Origin of the sequence: Dactylosporangium sp. McL0621 (assembly GCF_049995355.1) — a bacterium.
GTDB lineage: Bacteria > Actinomycetota > Actinomycetes > Mycobacteriales > Micromonosporaceae > Dactylosporangium.
The window spans coordinates 11,097,350-11,118,958 of the sequence record NZ_CP188259.1 but is presented as its reverse complement, the minus strand read 5'-3'; the positions used below and the strand labels follow the sequence as shown (position 1 = coordinate 11,118,958).

Sequence of the window (21,609 nt, the reverse complement as noted above, 5' to 3'; positions counted from 1 at the left end):
GGGCCTGGGGTGTTCGGGTGGTGGTGCGGGTTTTCTCAGTAACGGGACCCCCGGTTGCACCGGCGCTGCGGGGTCCGTTGCGGTCTAGTTGCTCTGGATGTTCTGGTAGATCGAGAACATCGGCAGGTACAGGCAGACGATCATGCCGCCGACCACGCCACCCATGACGAGCACCATGATCGGCTCGATCGACGCGGTGAGCGCCTCTGCCGCGCTGTCGACCTCTCGGTCGTAGAAATCGGCAACCTTTTCGAGCATCTGACTGATTTGGCCGCTCTCTTCGCCGACCTCCACCATTTGGACCACCATGGGCGGGAAGATCTTGTGCGTTCCCAGCTGTGACGACATGGGGCGACCCTCCCGAACCGCCTGCTGCAGGTCGGCCATGGCCGTGCTGATGACGGTGTTGCCGGTGGTGGCCCCGACCACGTCGAGGGCCTGCAGGATGGGCACGCCGACGCCGAGCAGGGTGCCGAGGTTGCGCGAGAAGCGGCTCAACGCGATCTTCGTGAACAGCGGCCCGAAGACCGGCAGCCGCAGCTTCACCTTGTCGAACCACAGCCGCACGGCCGGGTTGTTCGCCATGATCTGGCGGAACGCGACGGTGATGACGATCCCGGCCACGATGAGCAGCGGGCCCAGCCAGAACAGCGTGTGGCTGGCGGTGACGATGATCTGGGTCGGCAGTGGCAGCTGGCTGCCGAGCTGCTTGAACATCTTCTCGAAGATGGGAACGATGAAGATCAGGACGGCGCTGATCATCACGGCGGTGAAGACGAGCACGATCACGGGGTACGTCAGCGCGCTCTTGATCTTTCCCCGCAGGGCCGCGTCCTTCTCGAGGTTCGTCGCGATGCGATCCAGCGCGTTGTCGAGGAAGCCGCCGGTCTGGCCGGCCCGGATCATCGCGACCATCAGCGTCGGGAACACCTTCGGGTGCTTGCCCAGCGCCCCGGACAGCGACGTGCCGCCCTCGATGTCCAGGCGCACCTCGCCCAGCGCCTTCTTCAGCGACGGCTTGGCCGCCTGGTCCTGGAGCACCCCGAGGGAGCGCAGCAGCGACATGCCCGACTGCGTCATCGTGGCGAACTGGCGCGCGAAGACGCCCAGGTCCTTCAGGGTCGTGCGGTCGCCGAGCCCGGGGATGTGCAGATCGCGCTTCATGAGCGTGTCGGCGATGGTGATGGCGAGCGGGGTGAGCCCCTGCTGGCGCAGCGCCTGGGCCGCGGCCAGCTCGTTGGACGCCTCGATCCTGCCCTTGCCGCGCTTGCCGGCGTGGTCGATCGACTGGTACTCGTACGTCTTGGTGGCAACCATTCGGAACACCTCTGCCCTTACTGCCGGCCCGCCAGCCGGCGGAACTCCTCGGCCGAGTGACTCAGCTCCAGCGCCGACTCGTAGGTGATGAGCTGCTGGCGGACCCGTTCGGCCAGGTGCTGGTCGAACGAGAGCATCCCGTCGTTGCCGCTGGACTGCATGAAGGACGGGATCTGGTGGTTCTTGCCCTCGCGATGAGGTTCCGGATCGCGGGCGTGGCGAACATGATCTCGGAGACGATCGTGCGGCCCTGCCCGTCGGCCCGCGGCGCGAGCGCCTGCGTGACGACCCCCTGCAGGGCGTTGGACAGCTGCGCGCGGACCTGCTGCTGCTGGTGCGGCGGGAAGATGTCGATGACCCGGTCCACGGTCTGCGCCGCGCTCTGCGTGTGCAGGGTGGCCAGCACCAGGTGGCCGGTCTCGGCGGCGGTGAGCGCGGTCGAGGTGGTCTCGAGGTCCCGCAGTTCGCCGACGAGGATGATGTCGGGGTCCTGGCGCAGCGCGTGGCGCAGCGCGTGGCGCAGCGCGTGGCGCAGCGCGAGGGCGAAGGACTGGGTGTCGGCGCCGACCTCGCGCTGGTTGACCAGGCAGCGCTTGTGCTCGTGGAGGAACTCGATCGGGTCCTCGATGGTCACGATGTGCGAGGAGCGGGTTCGGTTGGCCAGGTCGAGGATCGCGGCCAGGGTCGTCGTCTTGCCCGAGCCCGTCGGGCCGGTCACCAGCACCAGCCCGCGGTGCAGGTGCGCGAAGCGGGCCACCTGCTCGGGCACGCCGAGCTGGTCCAGCGGCTTGATGTTGTGCGGGATGGCCCGGAAGGCCGCGCCGAACGAGCCGCGCTGGTTTGTACAGGTTCACGCGGAAGCGCGAGACGCCCTCGATGGCGTAGGCGAAGTCGAGCTCCCGCACCTCCAGGAACTGCTGCCACTGGGCCTCGGTGGTCATCGCGGCGCGGGCCAGCATCGCGCAGTCCTCGGGGGTGAGGTCGTCGTAGCCGGGCAGGTACCGCAGCCCGCCGTTGATCCGCACCGTCGGCCGGGCGCCCACGGTCAGGTGGAGGTCGGAGCCGCCGACGCGCACCAGCGAGACGAGCATCGCGTCCAGGGACGCCCGCTCGTCGCTCGTGGCGGTGCGGGACGCCAGGGCGCCGGGGATCGTTTGGGTCACGAGCGCTCCCTTGCGGGTAATGGTCCTCGTTCCCCGGATCGGCCGGATGGGCCCGGAGCTGAGCGTTAGACGGCCACCCGCACGACCTCGGGGACGGAGGTCTGCCCGTCGGCCGCCTTCGCGAGGCCGTCGACGCGCAGGTCGAGCAGGCCCTCGCGGTAGGCGACGGCCTGGATCTCGTGCGCCGAGGCGCGCAGCCGGTACTCCACCGGGTCCTCGACCGTGATGATGTTGACGGTGGGCTTGCTGATCTCGGCGAGGGTCGCGTAGAGCGTCGTGGACTTGCCCGAGCCCGTCGGCCCGGTGACGAGCAGCATCGCGTGCGGCTTGTTGAACGAGGTGGCGAAGCGCTCGTAGTTGCCCTTGCCGAAGCCGAGCTTGGTCAGCTTGAGGTCCATGCCGCTGGTGTCGAGCACCCGCAGCACGATCTTCTCGCCCCACACCGTGGGCAGGGTCGCGGTGCGCAGGTCGACCGCGCGCTTGTTGATCTCGACGGTGATGCGGCCGTTCTGCGGCACCCGGCGCTCGGTGATGTCGACGTTCGACATGATCTTCAGGCGCGAGATCAGGGCCGCCTGCACGTGCTTGGGCACCGTGTCGACCTCGTGCAGGACGCCGTCGATGCGGTACCGCACCCGCATGCTGTGCTCGCCCGGCTCCAGGTGCAGGTCGGAGGCGCGGTTGACGATCGCCTGCTCGATCAGGGAGTTGACGTACCGCACGATCGGCGCGTCCTCGTTGAGCGAGGTGAGGCTCGACACGGACGGCACGGCCTCGGCGGCGAGGCTCTCCGCGACCTCACCGAGATCGTTCTCCTCGCGCTTGAGCCGGTCGATGATCTTGCGCAGCTCGGAGCGGGCGACCACGACCGGGCGCACCAGGAGCCCCGTCGCGGCGCGGACGTCATCCAGGGCCAGGACGTCACCCGGGTCGGTGATGCCGACGGTGATCTCGTTGTCCTTGAGGGCGATGCCGAGCACGCGGTGCTTGAGCACCAGGGCCATCGGGATCTTGGTGACGGCGGCCGGGTCGATCGGGTAGCCGACCAGGTCGAGGGTGGCGATGCCGTACGCGTCGGCCGACGCCTCGGTCAGCTGCTCCTCGGTGACGACGTGGTCGTTGATGAGCACGGCGCGGATGGACCGGCCGGTGCGCTCGGCCTCGTCGGCCGCACGGTCGACCGCCCGCGCATCGGCACCGCGTTGTTTCAGCGCGTCCAGAAGCGGCCTGAACGTCTGGTACATCTCACCCCCGGGTCACTGCTGGTCTTATCGGCGCCAATCCGGGTGAGTTTCGGGTTTCACCCCGGGCGCGTCGGGCGCCCTCGTTGACGGGTCCCGGTGCTGTCGTGAGGATGCTTCGCTGTGTCGGTTGCCGTCGTGGAAGAACCCAGAAGCGAATTGCCCGGCAATATCAGCATTTGGCGAGCACGGTGGCTGCTGATGCGCTACGGCGGCCGCCAACCAGGGGAGGTTTCGTATCCGGGAGTGCCCGCCGCCGCGCAGACCGAGCTGCAAGCGCTCGTGGCTGAGGTGGCGGCCCGCGTGGGCGTGGCACGGCCCGACGCCGTGCTGCTGACCGGGTTCGGGCTGATCCGGTCGTGGGCCAGCCGCCGGCGGCGCCTGCTGCTCGTGGGGCTGCCGCTGCTGCAGTGCCTGACGGTCGACGAGGTGCGGGCGCTTGTCGCGCACGAGCTCGCCGTCGTCGACCACCGGCGCGCGCACCTCGTGGTGCGGCTGCGCGCGCTGTACGAGGAGGCGGTCGACCCGCTCGCGGTGCTCCCGTCGCCGCGGGCCGAGACGATCGCCCGGGCCACCCGCGACTTCGCCGCCGCGCTGGAGCGCAAGGCGGATCAGGCCGCCAGCTCCGCGTCCGGGCTGCACACCGCGGCCCGGGCGGTGGTCAAGGCCGACCTGGCCGCGTTCGAGTTCGCCGACCTGGCCTTCGACGTCGAGGAGCAGATCTGGCAGCGCACCAGCGCCGGGGTGCAGGACCTGCACGCCGGCTGGCAGGAGGCGGTGCGCGCGGGCGCGGTCGTGGCGGCGCTCGACGACGACACCCGCACCGCGCTGATGGCGCGGCATCCGAGCCTGGCCGGGGCGATCGCGTCACTGTCCCCGGCGCACGTGGCGCTGCGGGTCACCGACTCGGTGCCGCTGGGGCCGCTGCCGCCGGACCTGCAGCGCGAGCTGGCCCGGCACGTGCTGCGCCGGGACAGCGGCCAGTGGGTCACGTTCGCCGCGGTGCCGGGCGAGGAGTGGCCGGGCTGGCTCGAGCGGCAGTCCCGGGCGGTAAGCGACCAGGTGGCCACGCTGCTGCGCCGGCCGCCGCTGGGGCCGGCCGAGGTGGTCGAGGTGCTGCTGACCCGGCTCGACGAGCTGGTGGCGGCGAACTGGCCGGCCCAGCCCGAGCCGCCCGCCGAGCCCGAGGAGCTCGACGGGACGCCCTCCGTGGTGGTCGTGGCCGAGGCGGCGCTGGCCGCGATCGGCTGGCGGCGGGTGCACCCGGCGGCCGCGGGCGTGCTCGTGAGCCCCGACGGCGAGCAGCACAACCTCAACCTGCTGGCGCGGGCGGCGGTGGACTCGCCGGCGGCGATGGCGGTACTGCTGGAACTGCTGTCGCGCGCTCAGCGACCGACGTGATCGCGCCAGGAGTGGGCGGGGGAGTAGCCGAGGACCTCCCGGGCGCGGTCGATCGCGAGCAGGGTCTCGAAGCCGTCCAGCGCCCGGCGCAGCGGCACCTCGGGGAAGACCTCGCGCATGAGGTCGGCCGAGGGCCGGTCCATGATGGTGTCGGCGGCGGCGATGACGTACGACGTCGCCCCCGGCACCGCGGCGGTCAGGGCCAGCCGGCAGGCCGCGGCCACGTCCCGGGCGTCGACGTAGCCCCACAGGTTCCACTTGCGCGCGTGCGGGTCGGCCCAGTAGCCGGGCACGGCCGCGTAGTCCTCCGGCACGTGCACGTTGGACAGCCGCAGCCCGACGAACGGGATGCCGCTCCAGCCCGAGATCTCCCGGGCGAGCGTCTCGCCCACGACCTTCGACAGCGCGTAGGTCGTGGTCGGCAGCGGGAAGTGCTCCTCGTCGACCGGGGCGTAGCGCGGCGGCGTGTCGAAGGGCAGGCCCAGGGTGGTCTCGCTGGAGGACCACACCACGCGTCCGAGCCCGGCCGCCCGGGCGGCCAGGAACACGTTGGCGTTCATGGCGGTGTTGCGGTTGAACGTCACCGCGGGCGGATACATGCCCGGGGCCGGGATGTTCGCCAGGTGTACCACCGCGTCGGCGCCCTGCAGCGCCTCGAATGCCTGCCCGTAGTCGGTCAGGTCGGCGATCAGCAGCGGCACGCCCAGCGTGGGGATGCTCAGGTGCCCGGCGGCGCCCACGGCGTCGGTGGCGATCACCTCGTGGCCGTGGGCGAGCAGGTCTTCGACGACGACTCGGCCGGTCTTGCCGCCGGCACCGGTAACGACGATCCGTGACATGCGTTCTTTCTACTTGGCCGCGCGCAGCGTCCGGAACGCCGGGGCCAGGCGGGCCAGCTCCTCGAGGACGGCCTTGGCCGACGCGTCCAGCGCGGGGTCGCTCTCGAAGGTCTTCTCCGCGGTGATGTGCGTGCGGGACGGGATCGCGACCTGCGACTTGATCGCCATCATGCCGAGCGCGCTCACGACCGGGCGCAGGGCGATGACGGCGCGGGTGCCGGCCGACAGCCCGCCGTAGCTCACGAACGCCGAGGGCTTGTCGCGCCACTCCTGGGCCAGGAAGTCGATCGCGTTCTTCAGCGGGGCCGTGAAGCTGTGGTTGTACTCCGGCATCACGAACACCACGGCGTCGGCCGCGTCGATTGTCGCGCTCCAGTCCTTGGTGTGCTGCTTGGTGTAGTTGCGCTGCGAGGGGTGGTGCGGCTCGTCGAGCAGCGGCAGGTTCAGCTCGGCGAGGTCGGAGACGTGCACGTCGAAGCCGTTGTGCTCCTCGGCCCGGCCGACGAACCAGTCGGCGACGAGACGGCCGACCCGGCCCGGGCGCGTGCTGGCGACGATGACTTCGAGGCGAGGGCGGAGCGCGGTTGTTGACATGTCATCATCGTGACACTGGTTTGGTGACACGTCAACGACTACGCTGTGAGACGTGGCAGACAACGAGGTACCGCGCTGGCTCGACGAGCGGGAGTTCCGGGCCTGGATCGGGTACCGCCGGATGAGGGCCCTGCTCGATCTGCAGATCTCCCGGGAGCTCGCGGCCAACCAGGGCCTCTCCGAGCCCGACTACGACGTGCTGACCAGCCTGGCCGACGCCGAGAACCGGCGCATCCGGCTGAGCGAGATGGCCGAGCGGATGCTGTGGTCCAAGAGCCGCCTGTCCCACCACGTGACCCGCATGCAGCAGCGCGGCCTGGTCACCCGCAAGGAGTGCGACTCCGACGGCCGCGGCGCGTTCATCGTGCTCACCGACGAGGGGATGGCGACCCTGGCCGCCGCCGCGCCCGGGCACGTGGCCGCGGTGCGCGAGCACCTCATCGACCTGTTGACCGAGGAGCAGATCCGGGTGCTGGGCGACGTCGCCGACATGGTGGTGGAGCACCTGCGCACGCGGGTCTAGGAGCTGCTCACGAGGTCGGTGTGCGCGATCAGGAAATCCTACACGCGGTCGGCGCGCACGGCCTCGAGCAGCGCCAGGGTGGTGTCGTCGAGGGCCTCGGCCCCGGGCTGCACCGACGACTCGTGGAACGTGCCGTTGTTCGACTTCACGGTGAGCAGGGTGTCGCCGCCGATGCCCTTGAGCGCGAAGATCCAGTCCTGCAGGTCGATGCCGCCGGAGTCGATCGTCATGGACTGCCCGACCACGTCGAGCACCTTCCGCAGCTTGGCCGGGTCGGTGAGCGTGTCCCGGCCGGCGATCCCGCGCAGCAGCGCCTTGATGAACTGCTGCTGGTGGCGCTGGCGGTCGTAGTCGCTGTTGGGCAGCGTGTCGCGCTGGCGCACGTAGTCCAGCGCCTGCCACGGCTCCAGGTGCTGGTAGCCGACGTGGTACGTCTGCGGGGTGATGCCGGCCACCGGGATCAGGTCGGTGCCGCCGGACGTGTTGAACCGCTGGATGTAGGGGACCTTGGTCTCGCCCTTGGCGTCGTGCCCGATGTGCACCGACCGGGTCTCCTGGTCGACGTACATGTCCACCCCGCCCAGCACCTCGACGATCTGGGTGAAGCCGGCGAAGTCGACGATCGCGGCGGCGTCGAAGGTGAGGCCCCAGTTCTCCTCGATGGTGTCGGCCAGCAGGGCCATGCCGTAGCGGCGCTGCTCGCGGCCGGTGAGCTTCAGCCCGCCGACGGCGAACGCGGCATTGATCTTGTCGTGCCCGCCGTAGTACCTGGCCCGGCCGTTGCTGAACTCGGGGATGCGCACCCACGTGTCGCGGGGGATCGAGATGAGGTACGCCGAGCTGTGGTCGGCGGGCACGTGCACGACGATTATCGAGTCCGACCGGACCGCGTCGCCCGGGCTCTGGTCCGGCCGGGTGTCGGTGCCGACGAGCAGGATGGTCTTCGCCCCGTTGTTGGAGGCGTGGCGGCCCTGCTGCTCGGCCGCCGGGACGATGAGGTCGTCCTGCTGCACGTTGCCGGTGACGTAGCCGACGAACAGGTCCTTGGCGACGAAGGCGCCGCCCGCCAGCAGCATCATGATCGCGCCGGTCACCACGAGGGTGCGCGCCCACCTGGGGTCGCGGCGGGTGCGGCGCAGGGCGCTCGGAGGCTTCGGCCGTTCCCCGGTCGGGGGGTCGTCGAGTTGTAACACGCGCTCGCGAGGTCCCTTCCGAGTTCTGGCCGGCGATCACCGCCGGCGGCTCGGTCAGCCGCCGACGGCGATCACCGCGATCACGCTGACGAGCACGAGGGCGGCAAGGAAGATCATCATGCCCTGCTCGGCGTCGAAGCGGGTCAGCTTGCGGGTGGTGGTCGGGGTGGGGGTGGTCATCGCCGGTCGCCTCCTGTTGTGCGGTGTTGTGACTACTACGCTACGAACACCGCGGACAGGTTTGCTCCCGGGAACGTGCCACTGGCCTCGTGGAACGTTCCTTGGGTACTACCGATCCACACCCGCTGGGGGTAACGGTGCCCGGCCGTCCTCGTTGACGTCCGCGATCAGCTCCGGGAACACTTTGCCCACCTTCCGGACGAGATAATCCCCGTAGGTACCGGTAAATGCGCGCAAATCCTGACCGTCCCACCGGCGGGCATCGCCCGTGCCGGTGCGGCCCGGCAGCGGGGGCACCTCGGCCGCGAAGTCCGGGTCGAAGAAGAACGGGAACGACAGGCGCTCGTTGCCGCTGGTGTTGCGCACGCGGTGGGGCGTGGAGCGGTACCAGCCGCCGGTCATCCGATCGAGCATGTCGCCGATGTTGCACACGAAGGTGCCCGGGATCGGCGGCGCGTCGATCCAGCCCTCGTCATCTGCGGGCGAGGTGTCCGGCCGGCGCACCTGCAGCCCGCCGTTGTCGTCCTGCAGCAGCAGGGTGAGCAGGCCGTAGTCGGTGTGCTCGCCGACGCCCCAGTCGGTGCTCGCCGGCGGGCTGGGCGGGTAGTGGAAGATGCGGAACAGCACCGTCGGGTCGGCGGTGTACCCGGTCGCGAAGTAGCCCGCGGGCAGGCCGAGGCTCTGGGCCACGCCGCGCAGCACGGCCTGGGCGGTGCGGGTGAGCGCGTCGAGGTACGCCAGCACCGCCTCCCGCAGCTGCGGTACCCCCGGCGGGAACAGGTTGGCCCCGTGCAGCGGCAGCCCGGCCCGCACCTGCGGCGCGTCGGGGCCGAGCTCGGTGCCGAAGTACAACCCCTCCTTGCGGTCCGGTACCCCCGAGGTGACCTCGGCGCCGACCGGGAAGAACCCGCGCCAGGCGCGGCCGCCGCGGGCCATGGCGATCTCGAGCTTCTCGGCCTCGGGGAGGGCGAAGAAGGTCCGCGCGGCCGCGTCGAGCCGCGCGATGAGCGCCGGGTCCACGCCGTGGCCGGAGATGTAGAAGAAGCCGCTGGCCCGGCAGGCCGCCTCGATCTCGCGGGCGGCCCGCTCGTCCTGGCCGGCGCGGACCAGCCCGGCGACGTCGATGACCGGAAGTGTGTTCACGGCGTTCAGGCTAGGTGTCAACTTCGGTTGACTCTTTGGTTTGTGTCAACTACAGTTGACGACATGACGGAGGCCAACGATCTCGCCGAGGCGGCGGCCAGCGCCGACCCGCGCATCGGGCTGCGGGCCGCGGTGGCGCTGCGGCGGCTCGCCGACGCGCTCGAGGTGCTGCAGGTCGACAACGCGCGCCGGCAGGGCTGGTCGTGGCAGGAGATCGCCGACGCGCTCGACGTGACGCGGCAGGCGGTCCACAAGAAGCACGCCGGCCGGGCGTCTTCGAAGGAGGGGTAGATGTTCGAGCGGTTCACCGACCGGGCCCGCACCGTGGTGCGCCTGGCCAAGAGCGAGGCCGACGGCCTCGGGCACCCCATGATGGGCACCGAGCACCTGGTGCTGGCGCTGCTGCTGGAGGAGGGCGGGGTCGCGCGGACCGTGCTCGACGGGGCCGGCGTCACCCATGCGGAGATTCGCGCGGCGATCGCGGCCGGGGACGACGCGGCCGCGCTGCGCTCGATCGGCATCGACCTCGACGCGGTGCGGACCAGCGTGGAGCAGACCTTCGGCCCGGGCGCGCTGGAGCGGGCCGAGCCGGCCGAGCGGGGCGGCTTCCTGTTCCGCCGCTCGAAGCTGCCGACCCGGTTCAACAACGGGGCGAAGAAGGCCCTGGAGCTGTCGCTGCGGGTCGCGCTGTCGCTCAAGCACAACTACATCGGCACCGAGCACCTGCTGCTCGGGGTGCTCAAGGAGGAGCGGGGGGCCGGGGGGCGGCTGCTGCGGGAGCACGGGCTGACGTACGACGGCACGGTGGAGCGGGTGCAGGCGGTCCTGCGGGACGCCGCATGACGGCCCGCGCGCTGTACCGGGCGGCCCGGCGGGACGCCGCATGACGGTGCTGACGGCCCGCGCGCTGAACCGGGCGCTGCTGGCGCGGCAGATGCTGCTGGAGCGGGCCGCCGTGCCCGTGCCGGACGCGCTGGAGCGGATGGGCGGCCTGCAGGCGCAGTACGCGCCCTCGATGTACATCGGCCTCTGGACCCGCCTCGCGGACCTCGACCGCTCGTCGGTGACGCGGCTGCTGGAGGAGCGCGCGGTGGTCCAGGCGACGGTCCTGCGTGGCACGATCCACCTGGTGTCGCGGGCCGACTTCTGGCCGTTCGTGGAGGCCGTGCGGCAGACCCGCGTGCGGCCCGACCCGGAGCAGGTGGCCGATGTCGAGGCGGTGGCGAAGCTCCTCGCCCAGGGCCCAATGCGCCGCACCGAGATCGACCCGAGCGTCCGCCAGCGCATCCACCTGTACCTCGACCTGGTGCGCGTGCCCCCGTCGGGCACCTGGGCGCGGCGCCGCGCCGACGTCTACGGGCTCGCCGAGGACTGGATCGGCCCGCCCGCGGTCGACCTGGCCGAGGCGCGCGAGCTGCTCGTGCGGCGCTACCTCGGCGCCTTCGGCCCGGCCCACCGCAGCGAGATCGCGAACTGGGCCGGGCTGCCGGTCGATGCGATATCGGCCGTGCTCGGGCGCCTGGAGCTGCGCCGGTTCGCCGACGAGCGGGGGCGCGAGCTGGTCGACCTGCCGGACGCGCCGCTGCCGGACCCGCAGACCCCGGCGCCGGTACGGTTCCTGCCGACCTGGGACGCCGCGCTGCTCGTGCACGCCCGGCGCACGCTGATCCTGCCCGAGGAGCACCGCACGAAGATCTTCCACATGCGGATGCCGCAGTCCATCGGGACGTTCCTGGTCGACGGGCAGGTCGCGGGCACCTGGGCCGTCAAGGGCGACCGGGTCTCGTGGACCGCGTTCGAGCCGCTGCCCGACCGCGTGCGCGACGAGGTCGACGCGGAGGCCGGGCTACTGGGCGCCTTCCACGTCTGAGCGGTCCTCCATCTCCCACAGGTGATCCAGCACGTGCCAGATGAAGCGGCGCGCGGCGTAGCGGGCCGTCCACCCGTTCTCGGTGAGCGGCCCGCCGTCGCTCGGGGTGCCCAGCACCTCGATGATGGCGTCGCGCAGGGCCTCGGGCCTGTGCTTGATGCCGATCTTGCGCGCGTACGCGCCCTCGGAGTCGAGCACGTGCCCGACCATCTTGTCCCGGTCCCGCCCGCCGCCCCGCGGGCCCTTGCGCAGCTCCTCGGGGGCCTGCGTGGCGTACGCATCGAAGGCCTCCCACGCCGCGCGCAGCAGCTTGGTGTGGCGGGCCGCGACCGCCGCCGTGACCGGCTGGGCGTCGGCCCCGGGCCGGCCGTCGGGCGCGCCGAACTCGGTCGTCGCGGTGCCCGGCACCCGCTCGGCCACGCTGAGCCGGGGCGCGGCGGGGAACTTGAAGCCGGCCGCGGTCGCGATGGGCGCGTAGCGGGCGCCGTACGCGGCCAGCGCCTCGATCGCGTCCTCCTCGCTCTTGCCGAACCGTCCCCAGCCGGGCCAGTCGAGGCTCCCGGCGAAGACCTTCTTCCTGCCCGTCTCGAGGTAGATCTCGGCCATGCTGTGACCTTAAGCCGCTTTCCTCGTTGGCGCGCGGGCCGGTACCTACCATGGTTCATATGCCTGAGCTAGTGAATCATCTTCGCGAAGCCCTGCTCGCCGGTGATGTCGAGACCACCCGGGACTCCAATCACGGCAACGCCGCCGCCTTCGCCGAAGGCCGCGAGGGCTACCTCTTCGGCCTGGCCCCGCTCAAGACGTGGACGCTCGCCGAAGTCCTGGCCGTGATGGCCGAGCGGGTCGGCATCGACGCCGACCCCGAGCGCTCGACCGGCACCGACGTCATCGACCCCGACAAGACCGCCCGCGCGCTGGAGCGCATGCGGGACCGGCTGCGCCAGGCCGCCCAGCGCCGGGAGCGCGTCATCGTGGCGACCGGCCACCCGGCCGGGATCATCGAGGTGCACCTGGCCGTCGCCGCGGCACTGCGGGCGGCCGGCTGCGAGCTGCTCCAGCCGGCGCCGGGCGCGCCGTTCGCGTCGCCGGGGTGGTACCTGGGGCGGGAGCTGCCGCTGGCGGTGCGGTACATCGGCGGGGTCGCCGTCGCCGCGGAGCGCGGGATGGCGCTGTGGCACACCCACTCGCCCGACGGCATGCGCGCCATGCTGGCCGAGCTCGACCGGCTCGGCGAGGCGCCGCCGGATCTCGTCGTGGCCGACCACGGCTTCGCCGGCGCGGCCGCCGCGGCCGGGCTCGACGTGGTGTCGTTCGCCGACAGCAACGACCCGGCCCTGTTCATCGGCGAGGCCGAGGGGCGCGTGCGGGTGACCGTGCCGATCGACGACAACGTGCAGCCCCACCACTACTGGCCGGTCAGCGACTTCCTGCTCGACGGGGTTATCGGGGTAAAAGTATGACTCGGGTGCTATGGGGGTAAATCGCCGGTGAATCTTGTGTGGGTTCCTTCCCGATGAAAGCATCGGTCGCGGCCGATATTTATCGGCTCCGATATAGGGGAGGCTCCCGTGAGACCCACCAAGACCTCATCCAGGCTGCTCGCGGTCATCGCCGCCGGGCTCGCCGCCGGTGCCGTGGTGACGCCGTCCGCCGCCCTCGCGGCCGCCGACCAGACGGCGCTCGCCGCCAAGTCGACCGACGCCCTGGTCGCCCAGCTGGGCACCCGGACCGCGGGCTCCTACTACGACGCCAAGCTGGACAAGATGGTCGTCACCGTGACCGACGCGTCGACGGCGGCGACCGTCGAGGCCGGCGGCGCCGTGGCCCGCAAGGTCGAGCACAGCGGCGCGGAGCTGGCGAAGATCACCTCGACGCTCGACGCCAAGGCCGCCATCCCCGGCACCGCCTGGGCCGTCGACCCGGTCGCCAACCAGGTCGTCGTCTCGGTCGACACGACCGTCCCGGCCGAGCACGTCAAGACCCTCGAGACCCTGGTGGCAAGCCTCGGCAGCGGCGCGCGCCTCGAGCGCCTCGGCGCCGCGCTGAGGCCCACCATCTCGGGCGGCCAGGCCATCTACACCGGCGGCGCGCGCTGCTCGCTCGGCTTCAACGTGGTCAGCGGCAGCACGTACTACTTCCTGACCGCCGGGCACTGCACGAACATCGGCGCGACCTGGACCACCAGCAGCGGGTCGGTCCTCGGCACCCGCGCCGGCACGAGCTTTCCCGGCAACGACTACGGCATCGTGCGCTACGCCTCGGGCGTCACGCACGCCGGCAACGTCTCCCTCGGCGGCGGCTCCTACCAGGAGATCAGCAGCGCGGCCAACGCGTTCGTGGGCGAGTCGGTCCGCCGCAGCGGCAGCACGACGGGCGTGCACAGCGGCCAGGTGACGCAGGTCAACGCGACAGTCACGTACTCCGAGGGCCGGGTCTCGGGCCTCATCCGCACCACGGTGTGCGCGGAGCCGGGCGACAGCGGCGGCTCGCTGTTCGACGGCACCAAGGCGATCGGCCTGACGTCGGGCGGCAGCGGCAACTGCAGCAGCGGCGGCGTGACGTACTTCCAGCCGGTGACCGAGCCGTTGAGCGCGTACGGGGTGAGCATCTACTGAGGTTTGCTCCTTTTCCTCACAGGGGCCGGGCGATCTCGTCCGGCCCCTGGTGCTTGACTCGTCGGCCCTGGTGCTTGACTCGTCGGCCCTGGTGCTTGACTCGTCGGCCCCTGGTGCTTGACTCGTCGGCCCCTGGTGCTTGACTCGTCGGCCCGTGTGCTTGATATGTCGGGCGCTTCGCGCCGCGACATATCCGCATTTTTCGCCCGCCGGGGTATTCGCGGCATCCGAAGTGTCGTACCCGGGTGGCAGAGTTAGGGCATGCGCGTGGGGCTGCTCGGACCGCTCTCGGTCGAGGTCTCCGGCCGGCCCGTCGAGGTCGGCGGGGCCCGGCTGCGGGCGCTGCTGGCCCGGCTGGCGCTGGAGCCCGGGCGGTTCGTCGCCGTCGAGCGGCTCGTCGAGGCGCTGTGGCCGGGCGGTCCGGGGCCGGCCGATCCCGCCAACGCCGTGCAGTCGCTCGTCTCGCGGCTGCGCAAGGCCCTGGGCAACCCGCCGGAGCTGGAGTCGGGCCCGCGCGGGTACCGGCTGGGGATCGAGCCCGGCGACGTCGACGCCGTGCGCTTCGAGCGGCTCGTCGCCGAGGGGCGCCGGGCGCTGCGCGACGACGACCGGGCCGGCACCACCCGGCTGCTGCGCGAGGCCCTGGACCTGTGGCGCGGGGCCGCCCTGGCCGACCTCGGCGCGGCGGACACCGACGCCGTCGCGGCCCGCTGGGCGGAGCTGCGGCTGGCCGCGACCGAGGATCTCATCGAGGCGTCCGGCTTCGCGCCCGACACCCGGGCGGGCGCCATCGCCGAGCTCCAGGAGCTCATCGTCGCCCACCCGCTGCGCGAGCGGCTCGTCGCGCTGCTGGTCCGGGCCCTGCACTCCGACGGTCGCCAGGCCGAGGCCCTCGCCGCGTTCGAGGGGTGCCGCGCCCGCCTCGCCGAGCAGCTGGGCGCCGACCCGTCGCCGGAGCTGCGCGACGCTCACATCGCGGTGCTGCGCGCCGAGGCCGGGCCCCGCCGCGGCGGCAACCTGCGTGCGGCCCTGACCAGCTTCGTCGGGCGTACCGGCGACGTCGAGCGGCTGGCCGTCCAGGTCGCCGACAGCCGCCTCGTGACGCTCGTCGGGCCGGGCGGCGCGGGCAAGACCCGGCTGGCCGCCACGGTCGCGGCCGAGCTGGGCCGGCAGCTGCCCGACGGGGCGTGGCTGGTCGAGCTGGCCCCGGTCGCGGAGGCGACCGAGGTCCCGGCGGCCGCCCTGCGCACCCTCATCGCCGGCGGCCTGGTCCAGCCCGAGGTGGCGGGGCGGCTGCGGCGCGGCGACGTGGTCGAGCAGCTCGCGGACGCGCTGGTCCTGCCGGGGATGCTGCTCATTCTGGACAACTGCGAGCACGTCGTCGACGCCGCGGCGGGGCTGAGCGAGGAGCTGCTCGGCCGCTGTCCCAAGCTGCGCATCCTGGCCACGAGCCGGGAGCCGCTGGGCATCCTGGGGGAGACGCTGTTCCCGGTCGGTCCGCTGCCCCTGCCGGCCGTCGTCTTCCCGGCGCCCGGCATCGCGCCGGCCCCGTTCGCGCCCGGTGCGATCGCGACTGTCGGTGCCGCGCCGACGACAGAAGCGCCGACGACACAACCGCCGACGGCGAAAGCGCCGACGACAGAAGCGCCGACGACACAACCGCCGACGGCGAAAGCGCCGACGACAGAAGCGCCGACGGCGAAAACGGCGACGACACAAGCGCCGATGACAACAGCGCCGATGACAAAAGCGCCGGTGACCGGAGAAACGGTGACGGGGGCCGGGACCACCGGGGCCAAGCCGAACGCGGGCGCCCTGGCCGCCGCCGTGGCCGCGCCCGCCGTGCAGCTGTTGCGGGACCGGGCGGCGGCGGTGCGGCCCGGCTTCGAGGTCACGCCGGACAACGTGGCCGCCGTGGTGGAGATCTGCCGGCGCCTCGACGGGCTGCCGCTCGCCATCGAGCTGGCCGCCGCGCGGCTGCGCTCCTTCACGCCGGAGCAGCTCGCGAGCCGCCTCGGCGACCGGTTCCGGCTGCTCACCGGGGGCAGCCGCACCGCCCTGCCCCGGCACCGCACGCTGCATGCGGTGGTGGCCTGGAGCTGGGACCTGCTCGGGGCCGGGGAGCGCGCCTTCGCCGAGTCCCTGGCCGTGTTCCCGGGCACGTTCGACGCCGACGCCGCCCACGCGGCCGCTTCCGGTGGGGGCTCGGACGATCACGGGCGGCTCGCGGCCGACGCCGCCCTCGCGGCCCACGCCGCCCACGCGGCCGCGTCCGGTGGCGGCTCGGACGATCACGGGCGGCTCGCGGCCGACGCCGCCCACGCGGCCGCTTCCGGTGGGGGCTCGGACGATCACGGGCGGCTCGCGGCCGACGCCGCCCACGCGGCCGCTTCCGGTGGGGGCTCGGACGATCACGGGCGGCTCGCGGCCGAGGAGATGCTGCACACGCTGGTCGACCGGTCGCTGCTGCAGGTCGTGCCGGGCGGGGCGGGCCCGATCCGGTACCGGATGCTCGAGACCATCCGCGAGTTCGCGCTCGAGGAGCTCGGGCGGCGCGGGGCGGTGGGGGCGGTGCGGGCGGCGCACGCCGCGTACTTCCTGGAACTGATGGAGCGGGCCGAGCCGCACCTGCGCACCGCCGCGCAGCTGGAGTGGCTCGAACGGCTGCGGCCCGAGCAGGACAACGTGCACGCCGCCGTCGGGCACCTCTGCGACGCCGGCGACGTGGTGCGCGCCTTCCGGCTCGGCGCGGCCAGCGGATGGTTCTGGACGTTCGAGGACAACCACGCGGAGTCGGCGCTGTGGCTCGGGCGGATCATCGAGGCGGGCCGGCGCGACCCGGCCGCGGTCCCGTCCGACCTGGGGCTCGTGGTGCGCTCGATGCACCTGGTCAACAGCGGGTTCGCCGGCGACTTCCAGTTCGACCGGGCGGAGCTCGACGCGCTCATCGCCGAGGCCGTGGCCGAGCCGCCCGGCGGGCACCCGATCGTCGAGCTGATCGCGCCGGTGGTGGCGCTGTTCCGCGACGACACCGAGCACGGCACCGCGCTCGTGCGCGCCCGCCTCGCCGGGCCGATCGACCAGTGGAGCCGCGGCATGCTGCACTCGGTCCTCGGCCACCTGTGCGAGAACGACGGCAACATCGACGGCATGCTGCGGGAGCTCACCATCTCGGCGGCCGCGTTCCGTGACATCGGCGAGCGCTGGGGGCTGTCGATGACGCTGGCCTCGCTCGCCGACGCGTACACCCGCCGCGGCGACTTCGCGGCCGCCCTCGCCCACTTCGAGGAGTCCATCGAGCTGCACCGGCGGCTCGGCATCCGCTCCAGCGAGGCCTACCTGCTCGTCAGCCGCGCCGCCCTGAGCCGGCACACCGAGGGCCCGGCGGTGGCCCGGGCCCGGCTGCGCGCGTTCGTCGAGGACCTCGGGCAGTCCTCGCGAGACGTGTCCCACGCGATGCTGGAGCTGGGCCACCTGGCGCGGGCCGAGGGCGATCTCATCGAGGCCGAGCGGCTGTACCACGAGTCGTGGCGGCTGCAGCAGGAGTCACCGCTGGTCGCGCCGCAGTACAAGGCCATCGTGGTCACCGCCCGCGCGGAGATCGACCTGGCCCGCGGCGAGCCCGGCGCCGCCCGGGCCCGGCTCGTCGACGCCATGGCGTTCGCGCTCGGCGCCCGGGACATGCCGGTGGTCGGCAAGGTCGCGGTCACGGTCGCCGGCCTCGCCGCGGCCCTCGGCGACCCGGAGCGCGGCGCGGCGACGCTCGGCGCGGCCCAGCGTCTGGCCGGCGCCCGCGACGCGTCAAACGCCGACTGGACCGGGCGGCTGGCCGCGCTGCGGGACGAGCTCGGCGAGGAGGCCTTCAAGACGGCGCTGGCCCGCGGCATGAGCATGCCGCGGGCCGAGGCGCTGGAACTGGTGAATCCTTCGTCGGTACCGGATCAGGCCTTGCGGCGCTAGGCCGCGGAACCGGATCAGGCCTTGCGGCGCTAGGCCGCGGAACCGGATCAGGCCTTGCGACGCAGGCGCGCGGGTACCGGATCAGGCCTTGCGGCGCTAGGCCGCGGAACCGGATCAGGCCTTGCGACGCAGGCGCGCGGGTACCGGATCAGGCCTTGCGGCGCTAGGCCGCGAAACCGGATCAGGCCTTGCGACGCAGGCGCGCGGGTACCGGATCAGGCCTTGCGGCGCTAGGCCGCGGAACCGGATCAGGCCTTGCGACGCAGGCGCGCGGGCACCGGATCAGGCCTTGCGGCGATAGGCGCGCACCGCCAGCGGGGCGAAGACCGCCAGGATCGCTACCGACCAGATCAGCGTCTTGATGACCGGGCCCGCCACCGCGCCCTGGCCGACCATCAGGCCGCGCGCCGCCTGCATGGCGTCGGCGACCGGGTTGACCTTCACCCACGCCTGCAGCCAGCCCGGCAGGGTGTCGGTCGGCACGAGCACGTTCGTGCCGAAGGTCAGCGGGAACATGATCACGAAGCCGAGGCCCTGCACCGCGCCGGGCTCGCGCACGACCATGCCCAGCAGGACGAACATCCAGCTGAAGCAGAACGCCATGAACATGATCAGCAGGCAGGCGCCGAGCACCTCCGGCAGGGAGGTGGTGACGCGGAAGCCGAGCAGGTACCCGAAGCCGATCATCACCGCGATCGACACCACGAAGCGGATCATGTCGCCGAGGACGCCGCCGATGAGCGGGGCCGAGCGGCCGATGGGCAGGCTGCGGAAGCGGTCGAAGACGCCCGTCTTGATGTCGGTGTTGAGGCTGACGCCGGTGGGCGCGGACGCGAAGAGCACGTTCTGCACCATGAGCGCCGGCAGCAGGAACTGCATGTACTCGTGGCGGTTGCCGGCGATGGCGCCGCCCAGGAGGTACACGAAAAGGACGATGAAGATGATCGGCTGGAGCGTGACGTCGAGCAGCTGCTCCGGCGTGCGCATCGTCTTGATCAGGCTGCGGCGGGCCATTACCAGGCTGTGCCGCACCAGCCCGAACGGCCGCGCGGGGACGGCCGCGATGAACTGGGCCTCCTCGCCGGTCTTCGCGGGCGTCGTCGTGGTCGTCATGCCGGCACCTCCTGGCGCTCGCGGGTCAGCGTGAAGAAGACCTCGTCGAGGCTGGGCAGGTGCAGCGACAGCTCGATGACCCCGATCCCGGCCTCGTCCAGCCGCCGTACCACGGCCGTCATGGCGCTGTCGTCCGCGACCGGCACCGACAGCACCCCGCGCCCGTGCGACTCCGGCTCGTTGCCCGACACGGCGGTCAGGATTGTCGCGACGGTGTCCAGGTGGGTCGGGTCGGTCGGCCGGACGCTGATCGTCTGGCCGCCCACGATGTGCTTGAGCTGCGCCGGCGTGCCGTGGGCGATGACCTTGCCGTAGTTGATCACGGAGATCTCGTCGGCGAGGGCGTCGGCCTCCTCGAGGTACTGCGTCGTCAGCAGCACCGTCGTGCCCTCCCGGACCTGGGCGCGGACCATGTTCCACACGTCCTCGCGCTTGGCCGGGTCCAGGCCGGTGGTCGGCTCGTCGAGGTAGACGATCGCGGGCCGTCCGACCAGGCTCGCGGCGAGGTCGAGGCGGCGCCGCATGCCCCCGGAGTACGTCTTCGCGGTCCGGTCCGCCGCCTCGGTCAGGTCGAACTCGGCCAGCAGGGCCTTTGCCCGGACCTTGGCCTCCTTGGCCCGCAGGTCGAGCAGCTGGCCGATCATGACCAGGTTCTCGGTGCCGGTCAGGTCCTCGTCGACCGAGGCGAACTGGCCGGTCAGCCCGCTGATGCGGCGCACCTGGGCCGGGTGGCGCAGCACGTCGTACCCGCCGACGACCGCCCGGCCCGCGTCCGGGCGCAGCAGCGTGGCCAGGATGCGCACCGCGGTGGTCTTCCCGGCGCCGTTCGGCCCCAGAACCCCCAGGACCGTGCCGGACTCCGCGGCCAGGTCCACCCCGGCCAGCGCGGTGGTCTTGCCGAAGCGCTTGACCAGGCCGGTGGCCTGGAAAGCGAGGCTCATAACTCATTCCCCCTGTGGAATGTCTCTTCTGACCCATGCAGCCTGCACGACCGCGCTGTCAAACCGCGCACATCGGCCTGTCATCCGCTGACAGCTCCGAGTATCCGGCGATTCCCGTATGTTGGACGTAAGTTGACGCCGGCCTGCGGCGCTGGGCACCATCGGTTGCATGGCGCTGTTGACCCGACGACTGGTCATTGACCTCGTTCGGATGGCCGGCGTCTGCTGTACCCGCTAGAGCCCCCGCTCGCGGAAGTCTCCCACCCGTTCCGGTAGTCGCCGCCCCGGCACTGTCCATGGGGGCCTCTTCTCTGCTTTAATTCCTATCTAGTACGTCCGAATACTGGAGAACCCGCATGCCTGTCGTCACCACGGTCGCCCGTGCGACCGACCTCCTGTCGATCGCCCAGACCTACGCCGCGGAGCCCGACGAGTGGCCGTTCGCGCCCCGTTTCGACCCCGCGAGACGCTGGTACGGCCGCCTCGCCGTCGCCGGGGACCACGAGGTCTGGCTGCTGACCTGGCTGCCGGGCCAGGGCACGGACCTGCACGACCACGGCGGCTCGGCCGGTGCGTTCACCGTCGTCTCGGGCGAGCTCGTCGAGCAGACCGTCCGCGGCGGCGAGCTGTCCGCGGCCGCGTACGGGCCGGGGGACGGGCACCGCTTCGGCGCGCACTTCGTGCACCGCATGGTGAACGCGGGCGACAAGCCGGCCGTCACCGTGCACGTGTACGGGCCGGCGCTGACCGCGATGACCAGGTACCACCTGCACGACGGCCGGCTCTCGGTCGAGTCGATCACGAAGGCGGGGGCGGACTGGTGAGCGCGGCACTCGCGCCCGGGCGCGGCATCGACACGATCCTCGCCGAGGCGCGCTCACGGCTCGACCGGCTCGACGCGGACCAGGCGCGGCTGGCGTTCGCGGAGGGGGCCGTGCTCGTGGACATCCGGCCGGCGGCCCAGCGGGCGCGCGAGGGCGAGATTCCCGGCGCGCTCGTCGTGGAGCGCAACGTGCTCGAGTGGCGGTTCGACCCGCGCAGCGACGCCCGGCTGGACATCGCCGACCGCTACGACCTGCCGGTGGTGGTGTTCTGCTCGGAGGGGTACACCTCGTCGCTGGCCGCGGCCGCGCTGCAGGACCTGGGGCTGCACCGGGCGACCGACCTCGACGGGGGCTTCCACGCCTGGAAGGCGGCCGGGCATCCGGTCACGTCTACGCTGGTGGGGTGAAGCTCAAGCTTGATCTCCACGACATCTTCAACCGCAACGGCGACATCGATCGTGCGCTGCGCGGGATCATCGACGAGGCGGTGGCCAAGCGCGCCACCCTCGTCGAGATCATTCCGGGGAAGGGCTCGGGGGCGCTGAAGAAGCGGGTGCTGCGGTTCCTCGACCAGCGGGAGATCAAGGCGCTGTACCACCGGGTGGAGAAGGATTCGGACAACTTCGGACGGTTGTTCGTGCATTTCCGCTGGAACGAGTCCCAGGGTCGTCGACGCTGACGACTGTCGG

Annotated in this window: 22 protein-coding genes; 11 read left to right on the top strand and 11 right to left on the bottom strand. The window is 72.1% G+C overall.

Annotation, left to right across the window (positions count from 1 at the left end):
• Positions 1-84: 84 nt before the first annotated feature.
• The 3 genes from ACPPVO_RS52600 to ACPPVO_RS52590 form a co-directional block, all read right to left on the bottom strand.
• The gene (locus tag ACPPVO_RS52600; protein ID WP_426506873.1) at positions 85-1,317 is read right to left on the bottom strand and encodes a type II secretion system F family protein; all 1,233 of its coding nucleotides are present in this window, start codon (positions 1,315-1,317) and stop codon (positions 85-87) included.
• A 61-nt stretch (positions 1,318-1,378) separates the two neighbouring features.
• Positions 1,379-2,101, bottom strand: a complete 723-nt coding sequence (locus tag ACPPVO_RS52595) for a type IV pilus twitching motility protein PilT (protein ID WP_426514859.1) — start codon at positions 2,099-2,101, stop codon at positions 1,379-1,381.
• Between the two features lie 444 nt (positions 2,102-2,545).
• Positions 2,546-3,724 carry a GspE/PulE family protein gene (locus ACPPVO_RS52590; RefSeq protein WP_426506871.1) on the bottom strand — a complete coding sequence of 393 codons (1,179 nt, stop codon included), beginning with the start codon at positions 3,722-3,724 and terminating at the stop codon, positions 2,546-2,548.
• Between the two features lie 279 nt (positions 3,725-4,003).
• Between ACPPVO_RS52590 and ACPPVO_RS52585 the strand changes: the two genes are divergently transcribed.
• Positions 4,004-5,122 carry a hypothetical protein gene (locus ACPPVO_RS52585; RefSeq protein ID WP_426506869.1) on the top strand — a complete coding sequence of 373 codons (1,119 nt, stop codon included), beginning with the start codon at positions 4,004-4,006 and terminating at the stop codon, positions 5,120-5,122.
• Here the strand turns inward: ACPPVO_RS52585 and ACPPVO_RS52580 are convergent.
• Positions 5,107-5,961 (bottom strand): NAD-dependent epimerase/dehydratase family protein, encoded by an 855-nt coding sequence (locus tag ACPPVO_RS52580; protein WP_426506867.1) that lies wholly within the window; start codon positions 5,959-5,961, stop codon positions 5,107-5,109. The genes ACPPVO_RS52585 and ACPPVO_RS52580 overlap by 16 nt on opposite strands.
• Positions 5,962-5,970: 9 nt before the next feature.
• Entirely contained in the window at positions 5,971-6,555 is a 585-nt protein-coding gene (locus tag ACPPVO_RS52575) for an NADPH-dependent FMN reductase (RefSeq protein WP_426506865.1), read from the bottom strand.
• 52 nt (positions 6,556-6,607) lie between these two features.
• Between ACPPVO_RS52575 and ACPPVO_RS52570 the strand changes: the two genes are divergently transcribed.
• A complete protein-coding gene (locus tag ACPPVO_RS52570; protein WP_426506863.1) occupies positions 6,608-7,078 on the top strand; it encodes a MarR family winged helix-turn-helix transcriptional regulator in 471 nt (156 codons plus the stop codon).
• 38 nt (positions 7,079-7,116) lie between these two features.
• On the opposite strand, the gene ACPPVO_RS52565 is transcribed toward ACPPVO_RS52570, so the two are convergent.
• From ACPPVO_RS52565 to ACPPVO_RS52555, 3 genes are all read right to left on the bottom strand, one after another.
• Positions 7,117-8,271, bottom strand: coding sequence for an LCP family protein (locus ACPPVO_RS52565; protein WP_426506861.1), 1,155 nt, complete (start codon positions 8,269-8,271; stop codon positions 7,117-7,119).
• A gap of 54 nt (positions 8,272-8,325) precedes the next feature.
• Positions 8,326-8,451 (bottom strand): hypothetical protein, encoded by a 126-nt coding sequence (locus ACPPVO_RS52560; RefSeq protein WP_360369899.1) that lies wholly within the window; start codon positions 8,449-8,451, stop codon positions 8,326-8,328.
• Between the two features lie 108 nt (positions 8,452-8,559).
• Positions 8,560-9,594, bottom strand: a complete 1,035-nt coding sequence (locus ACPPVO_RS52555; RefSeq protein WP_426506859.1) for an isopenicillin N synthase family dioxygenase — start codon at positions 9,592-9,594, stop codon at positions 8,560-8,562.
• 63 nt (positions 9,595-9,657) lie between these two features.
• Here ACPPVO_RS52555 and ACPPVO_RS52550 point away from each other — a divergent pair, with 63 nt between their 5' ends.
• Genes ACPPVO_RS52550 through ACPPVO_RS52540 form a run of 3 tightly spaced genes read left to right on the top strand, consistent with a single transcriptional unit; the run spans position 9,658 to position 11,464 of the window.
• Complete coding sequence (locus ACPPVO_RS52550) at positions 9,658-9,885, top strand: helix-turn-helix domain-containing protein (protein WP_360369905.1); 228 nt, start codon at positions 9,658-9,660, stop codon at positions 9,883-9,885.
• Entirely contained in the window at positions 9,886-10,437 is a 552-nt protein-coding gene (locus ACPPVO_RS52545; protein ID WP_426506858.1) for a Clp protease N-terminal domain-containing protein, read from the top strand.
• Positions 10,438-10,477: 40 nt separating this feature from the next.
• Positions 10,478-11,464, top strand: a complete 987-nt coding sequence (locus tag ACPPVO_RS52540) for a winged helix DNA-binding domain-containing protein (protein WP_426506857.1) — start codon at positions 10,478-10,480, stop codon at positions 11,462-11,464.
• On the opposite strand, the gene ACPPVO_RS52535 is transcribed toward ACPPVO_RS52540, so the two are convergent.
• Positions 11,441-12,070, bottom strand: coding sequence for a hypothetical protein (locus ACPPVO_RS52535; protein ID WP_426506856.1), 630 nt, complete (start codon positions 12,068-12,070; stop codon positions 11,441-11,443). The genes ACPPVO_RS52540 and ACPPVO_RS52535 overlap by 24 nt on opposite strands.
• Positions 12,071-12,129: 59 nt before the next feature.
• Here ACPPVO_RS52535 and ACPPVO_RS52530 point away from each other — a divergent pair, with 59 nt between their 5' ends.
• From ACPPVO_RS52530 to ACPPVO_RS52520, 3 genes are all read left to right on the top strand, one after another.
• On the top strand, positions 12,130-12,927 hold the full coding sequence (locus tag ACPPVO_RS52530) for a phosphatase (protein ID WP_426506855.1): 798 nt from the start codon (positions 12,130-12,132) through the stop codon (positions 12,925-12,927).
• A gap of 108 nt (positions 12,928-13,035) precedes the next feature.
• The gene (locus ACPPVO_RS52525; RefSeq protein ID WP_360369920.1) at positions 13,036-14,082 is read left to right on the top strand and encodes a S1 family peptidase; all 1,047 of its coding nucleotides are present in this window, start codon (positions 13,036-13,038) and stop codon (positions 14,080-14,082) included.
• 261 nt (positions 14,083-14,343) lie between these two features.
• Complete coding sequence (locus ACPPVO_RS52520; RefSeq protein ID WP_426506854.1) at positions 14,344-18,042, top strand: BTAD domain-containing putative transcriptional regulator; 3,699 nt, start codon at positions 14,344-14,346, stop codon at positions 18,040-18,042.
• Positions 18,043-18,324: 282 nt separating this feature from the next.
• On the opposite strand, the gene ACPPVO_RS52515 is transcribed toward ACPPVO_RS52520, so the two are convergent.
• Both ACPPVO_RS52515 and ACPPVO_RS52510 read right to left on the bottom strand, forming a co-directional pair.
• Positions 18,325-19,155, bottom strand: coding sequence for an ABC transporter permease (locus ACPPVO_RS52515; RefSeq protein WP_360369926.1), 831 nt, complete (start codon positions 19,153-19,155; stop codon positions 18,325-18,327).
• The gene (locus ACPPVO_RS52510) at positions 19,152-20,096 is read right to left on the bottom strand and encodes an ATP-binding cassette domain-containing protein (protein ID WP_426506853.1); all 945 of its coding nucleotides are present in this window, start codon (positions 20,094-20,096) and stop codon (positions 19,152-19,154) included. The genes ACPPVO_RS52515 and ACPPVO_RS52510 overlap by 4 nt, the downstream gene beginning before the upstream one ends.
• Before the next feature lie 356 nt (positions 20,097-20,452).
• On the opposite strand from ACPPVO_RS52510, the gene ACPPVO_RS52505 reads away from it, so the two are divergent.
• The 3 genes from ACPPVO_RS52505 to ACPPVO_RS52495 are packed head-to-tail and all read left to right on the top strand — an operon-like array spanning position 20,453 to position 21,599.
• Positions 20,453-20,920 carry a cysteine dioxygenase gene (locus ACPPVO_RS52505; protein WP_426506852.1) on the top strand — a complete coding sequence of 156 codons (468 nt, stop codon included), beginning with the start codon at positions 20,453-20,455 and terminating at the stop codon, positions 20,918-20,920.
• A complete protein-coding gene (locus ACPPVO_RS52500; protein ID WP_360369935.1) occupies positions 20,917-21,327 on the top strand; it encodes a rhodanese-like domain-containing protein in 411 nt (136 codons plus the stop codon). Before ACPPVO_RS52505 ends, ACPPVO_RS52500 begins: the two co-directional genes overlap by 4 nt.
• On the top strand, positions 21,324-21,599 hold the full coding sequence (locus tag ACPPVO_RS52495) for a Smr/MutS family protein (protein WP_360369938.1): 276 nt from the start codon (positions 21,324-21,326) through the stop codon (positions 21,597-21,599). The genes ACPPVO_RS52500 and ACPPVO_RS52495 overlap by 4 nt, the downstream gene beginning before the upstream one ends.
• The last annotated feature ends 10 nt before the right edge of the window (positions 21,600-21,609 follow it).

Excerpts from the sequence above, each read along its gene's own strand:
- ACPPVO_RS52600 (WP_426506873.1), bottom strand. The coding sequence starts at position 1,317 with ATGGTTGCCACCAAGACGTACGAGTACCAGTCGATCGACCACGCCGGC.
- ACPPVO_RS52510 (WP_426506853.1), bottom strand. The coding sequence starts at position 20,096 with ATGAGCCTCGCTTTCCAGGCCACCGGCCTGGTCAAGCGCTTCGGCAAG.
- ACPPVO_RS52560 (WP_360369899.1), bottom strand. The coding sequence starts at position 8,451 with ATGACCACCCCCACCCCGACCACCACCCGCAAGCTGACCCGCTTCGAC.
- ACPPVO_RS52590 (WP_426506871.1), bottom strand. The coding sequence starts at position 3,724 with ATGTACCAGACGTTCAGGCCGCTTCTGGACGCGCTGAAACAACGCGGT.
- ACPPVO_RS52545 (WP_426506858.1), top strand. The coding sequence starts at position 9,886 with ATGTTCGAGCGGTTCACCGACCGGGCCCGCACCGTGGTGCGCCTGGCC.
- ACPPVO_RS52530 (WP_426506855.1), top strand. The coding sequence starts at position 12,130 with ATGCCTGAGCTAGTGAATCATCTTCGCGAAGCCCTGCTCGCCGGTGAT.
- ACPPVO_RS52575 (WP_426506865.1), bottom strand. The coding sequence starts at position 6,555 with ATGTCAACAACCGCGCTCCGCCCTCGCCTCGAAGTCATCGTCGCCAGC.
- ACPPVO_RS52535 (WP_426506856.1), bottom strand. The coding sequence starts at position 12,070 with ATGGCCGAGATCTACCTCGAGACGGGCAGGAAGAAGGTCTTCGCCGGG.
- ACPPVO_RS52540 (WP_426506857.1), top strand. The coding sequence starts at position 10,478 with ATGACGGTGCTGACGGCCCGCGCGCTGAACCGGGCGCTGCTGGCGCGG.
- ACPPVO_RS52515 (WP_360369926.1), bottom strand. The coding sequence starts at position 19,155 with ATGACGACCACGACGACGCCCGCGAAGACCGGCGAGGAGGCCCAGTTC.
- ACPPVO_RS52505 (WP_426506852.1), top strand. The coding sequence starts at position 20,453 with ATGCCTGTCGTCACCACGGTCGCCCGTGCGACCGACCTCCTGTCGATC.
- ACPPVO_RS52520 (WP_426506854.1), top strand. The coding sequence starts at position 14,344 with ATGCGCGTGGGGCTGCTCGGACCGCTCTCGGTCGAGGTCTCCGGCCGG.
- ACPPVO_RS52580 (WP_426506867.1), bottom strand. The coding sequence starts at position 5,961 with ATGTCACGGATCGTCGTTACCGGTGCCGGCGGCAAGACCGGCCGAGTC.
- ACPPVO_RS52550 (WP_360369905.1), top strand. The coding sequence starts at position 9,658 with ATGACGGAGGCCAACGATCTCGCCGAGGCGGCGGCCAGCGCCGACCCG.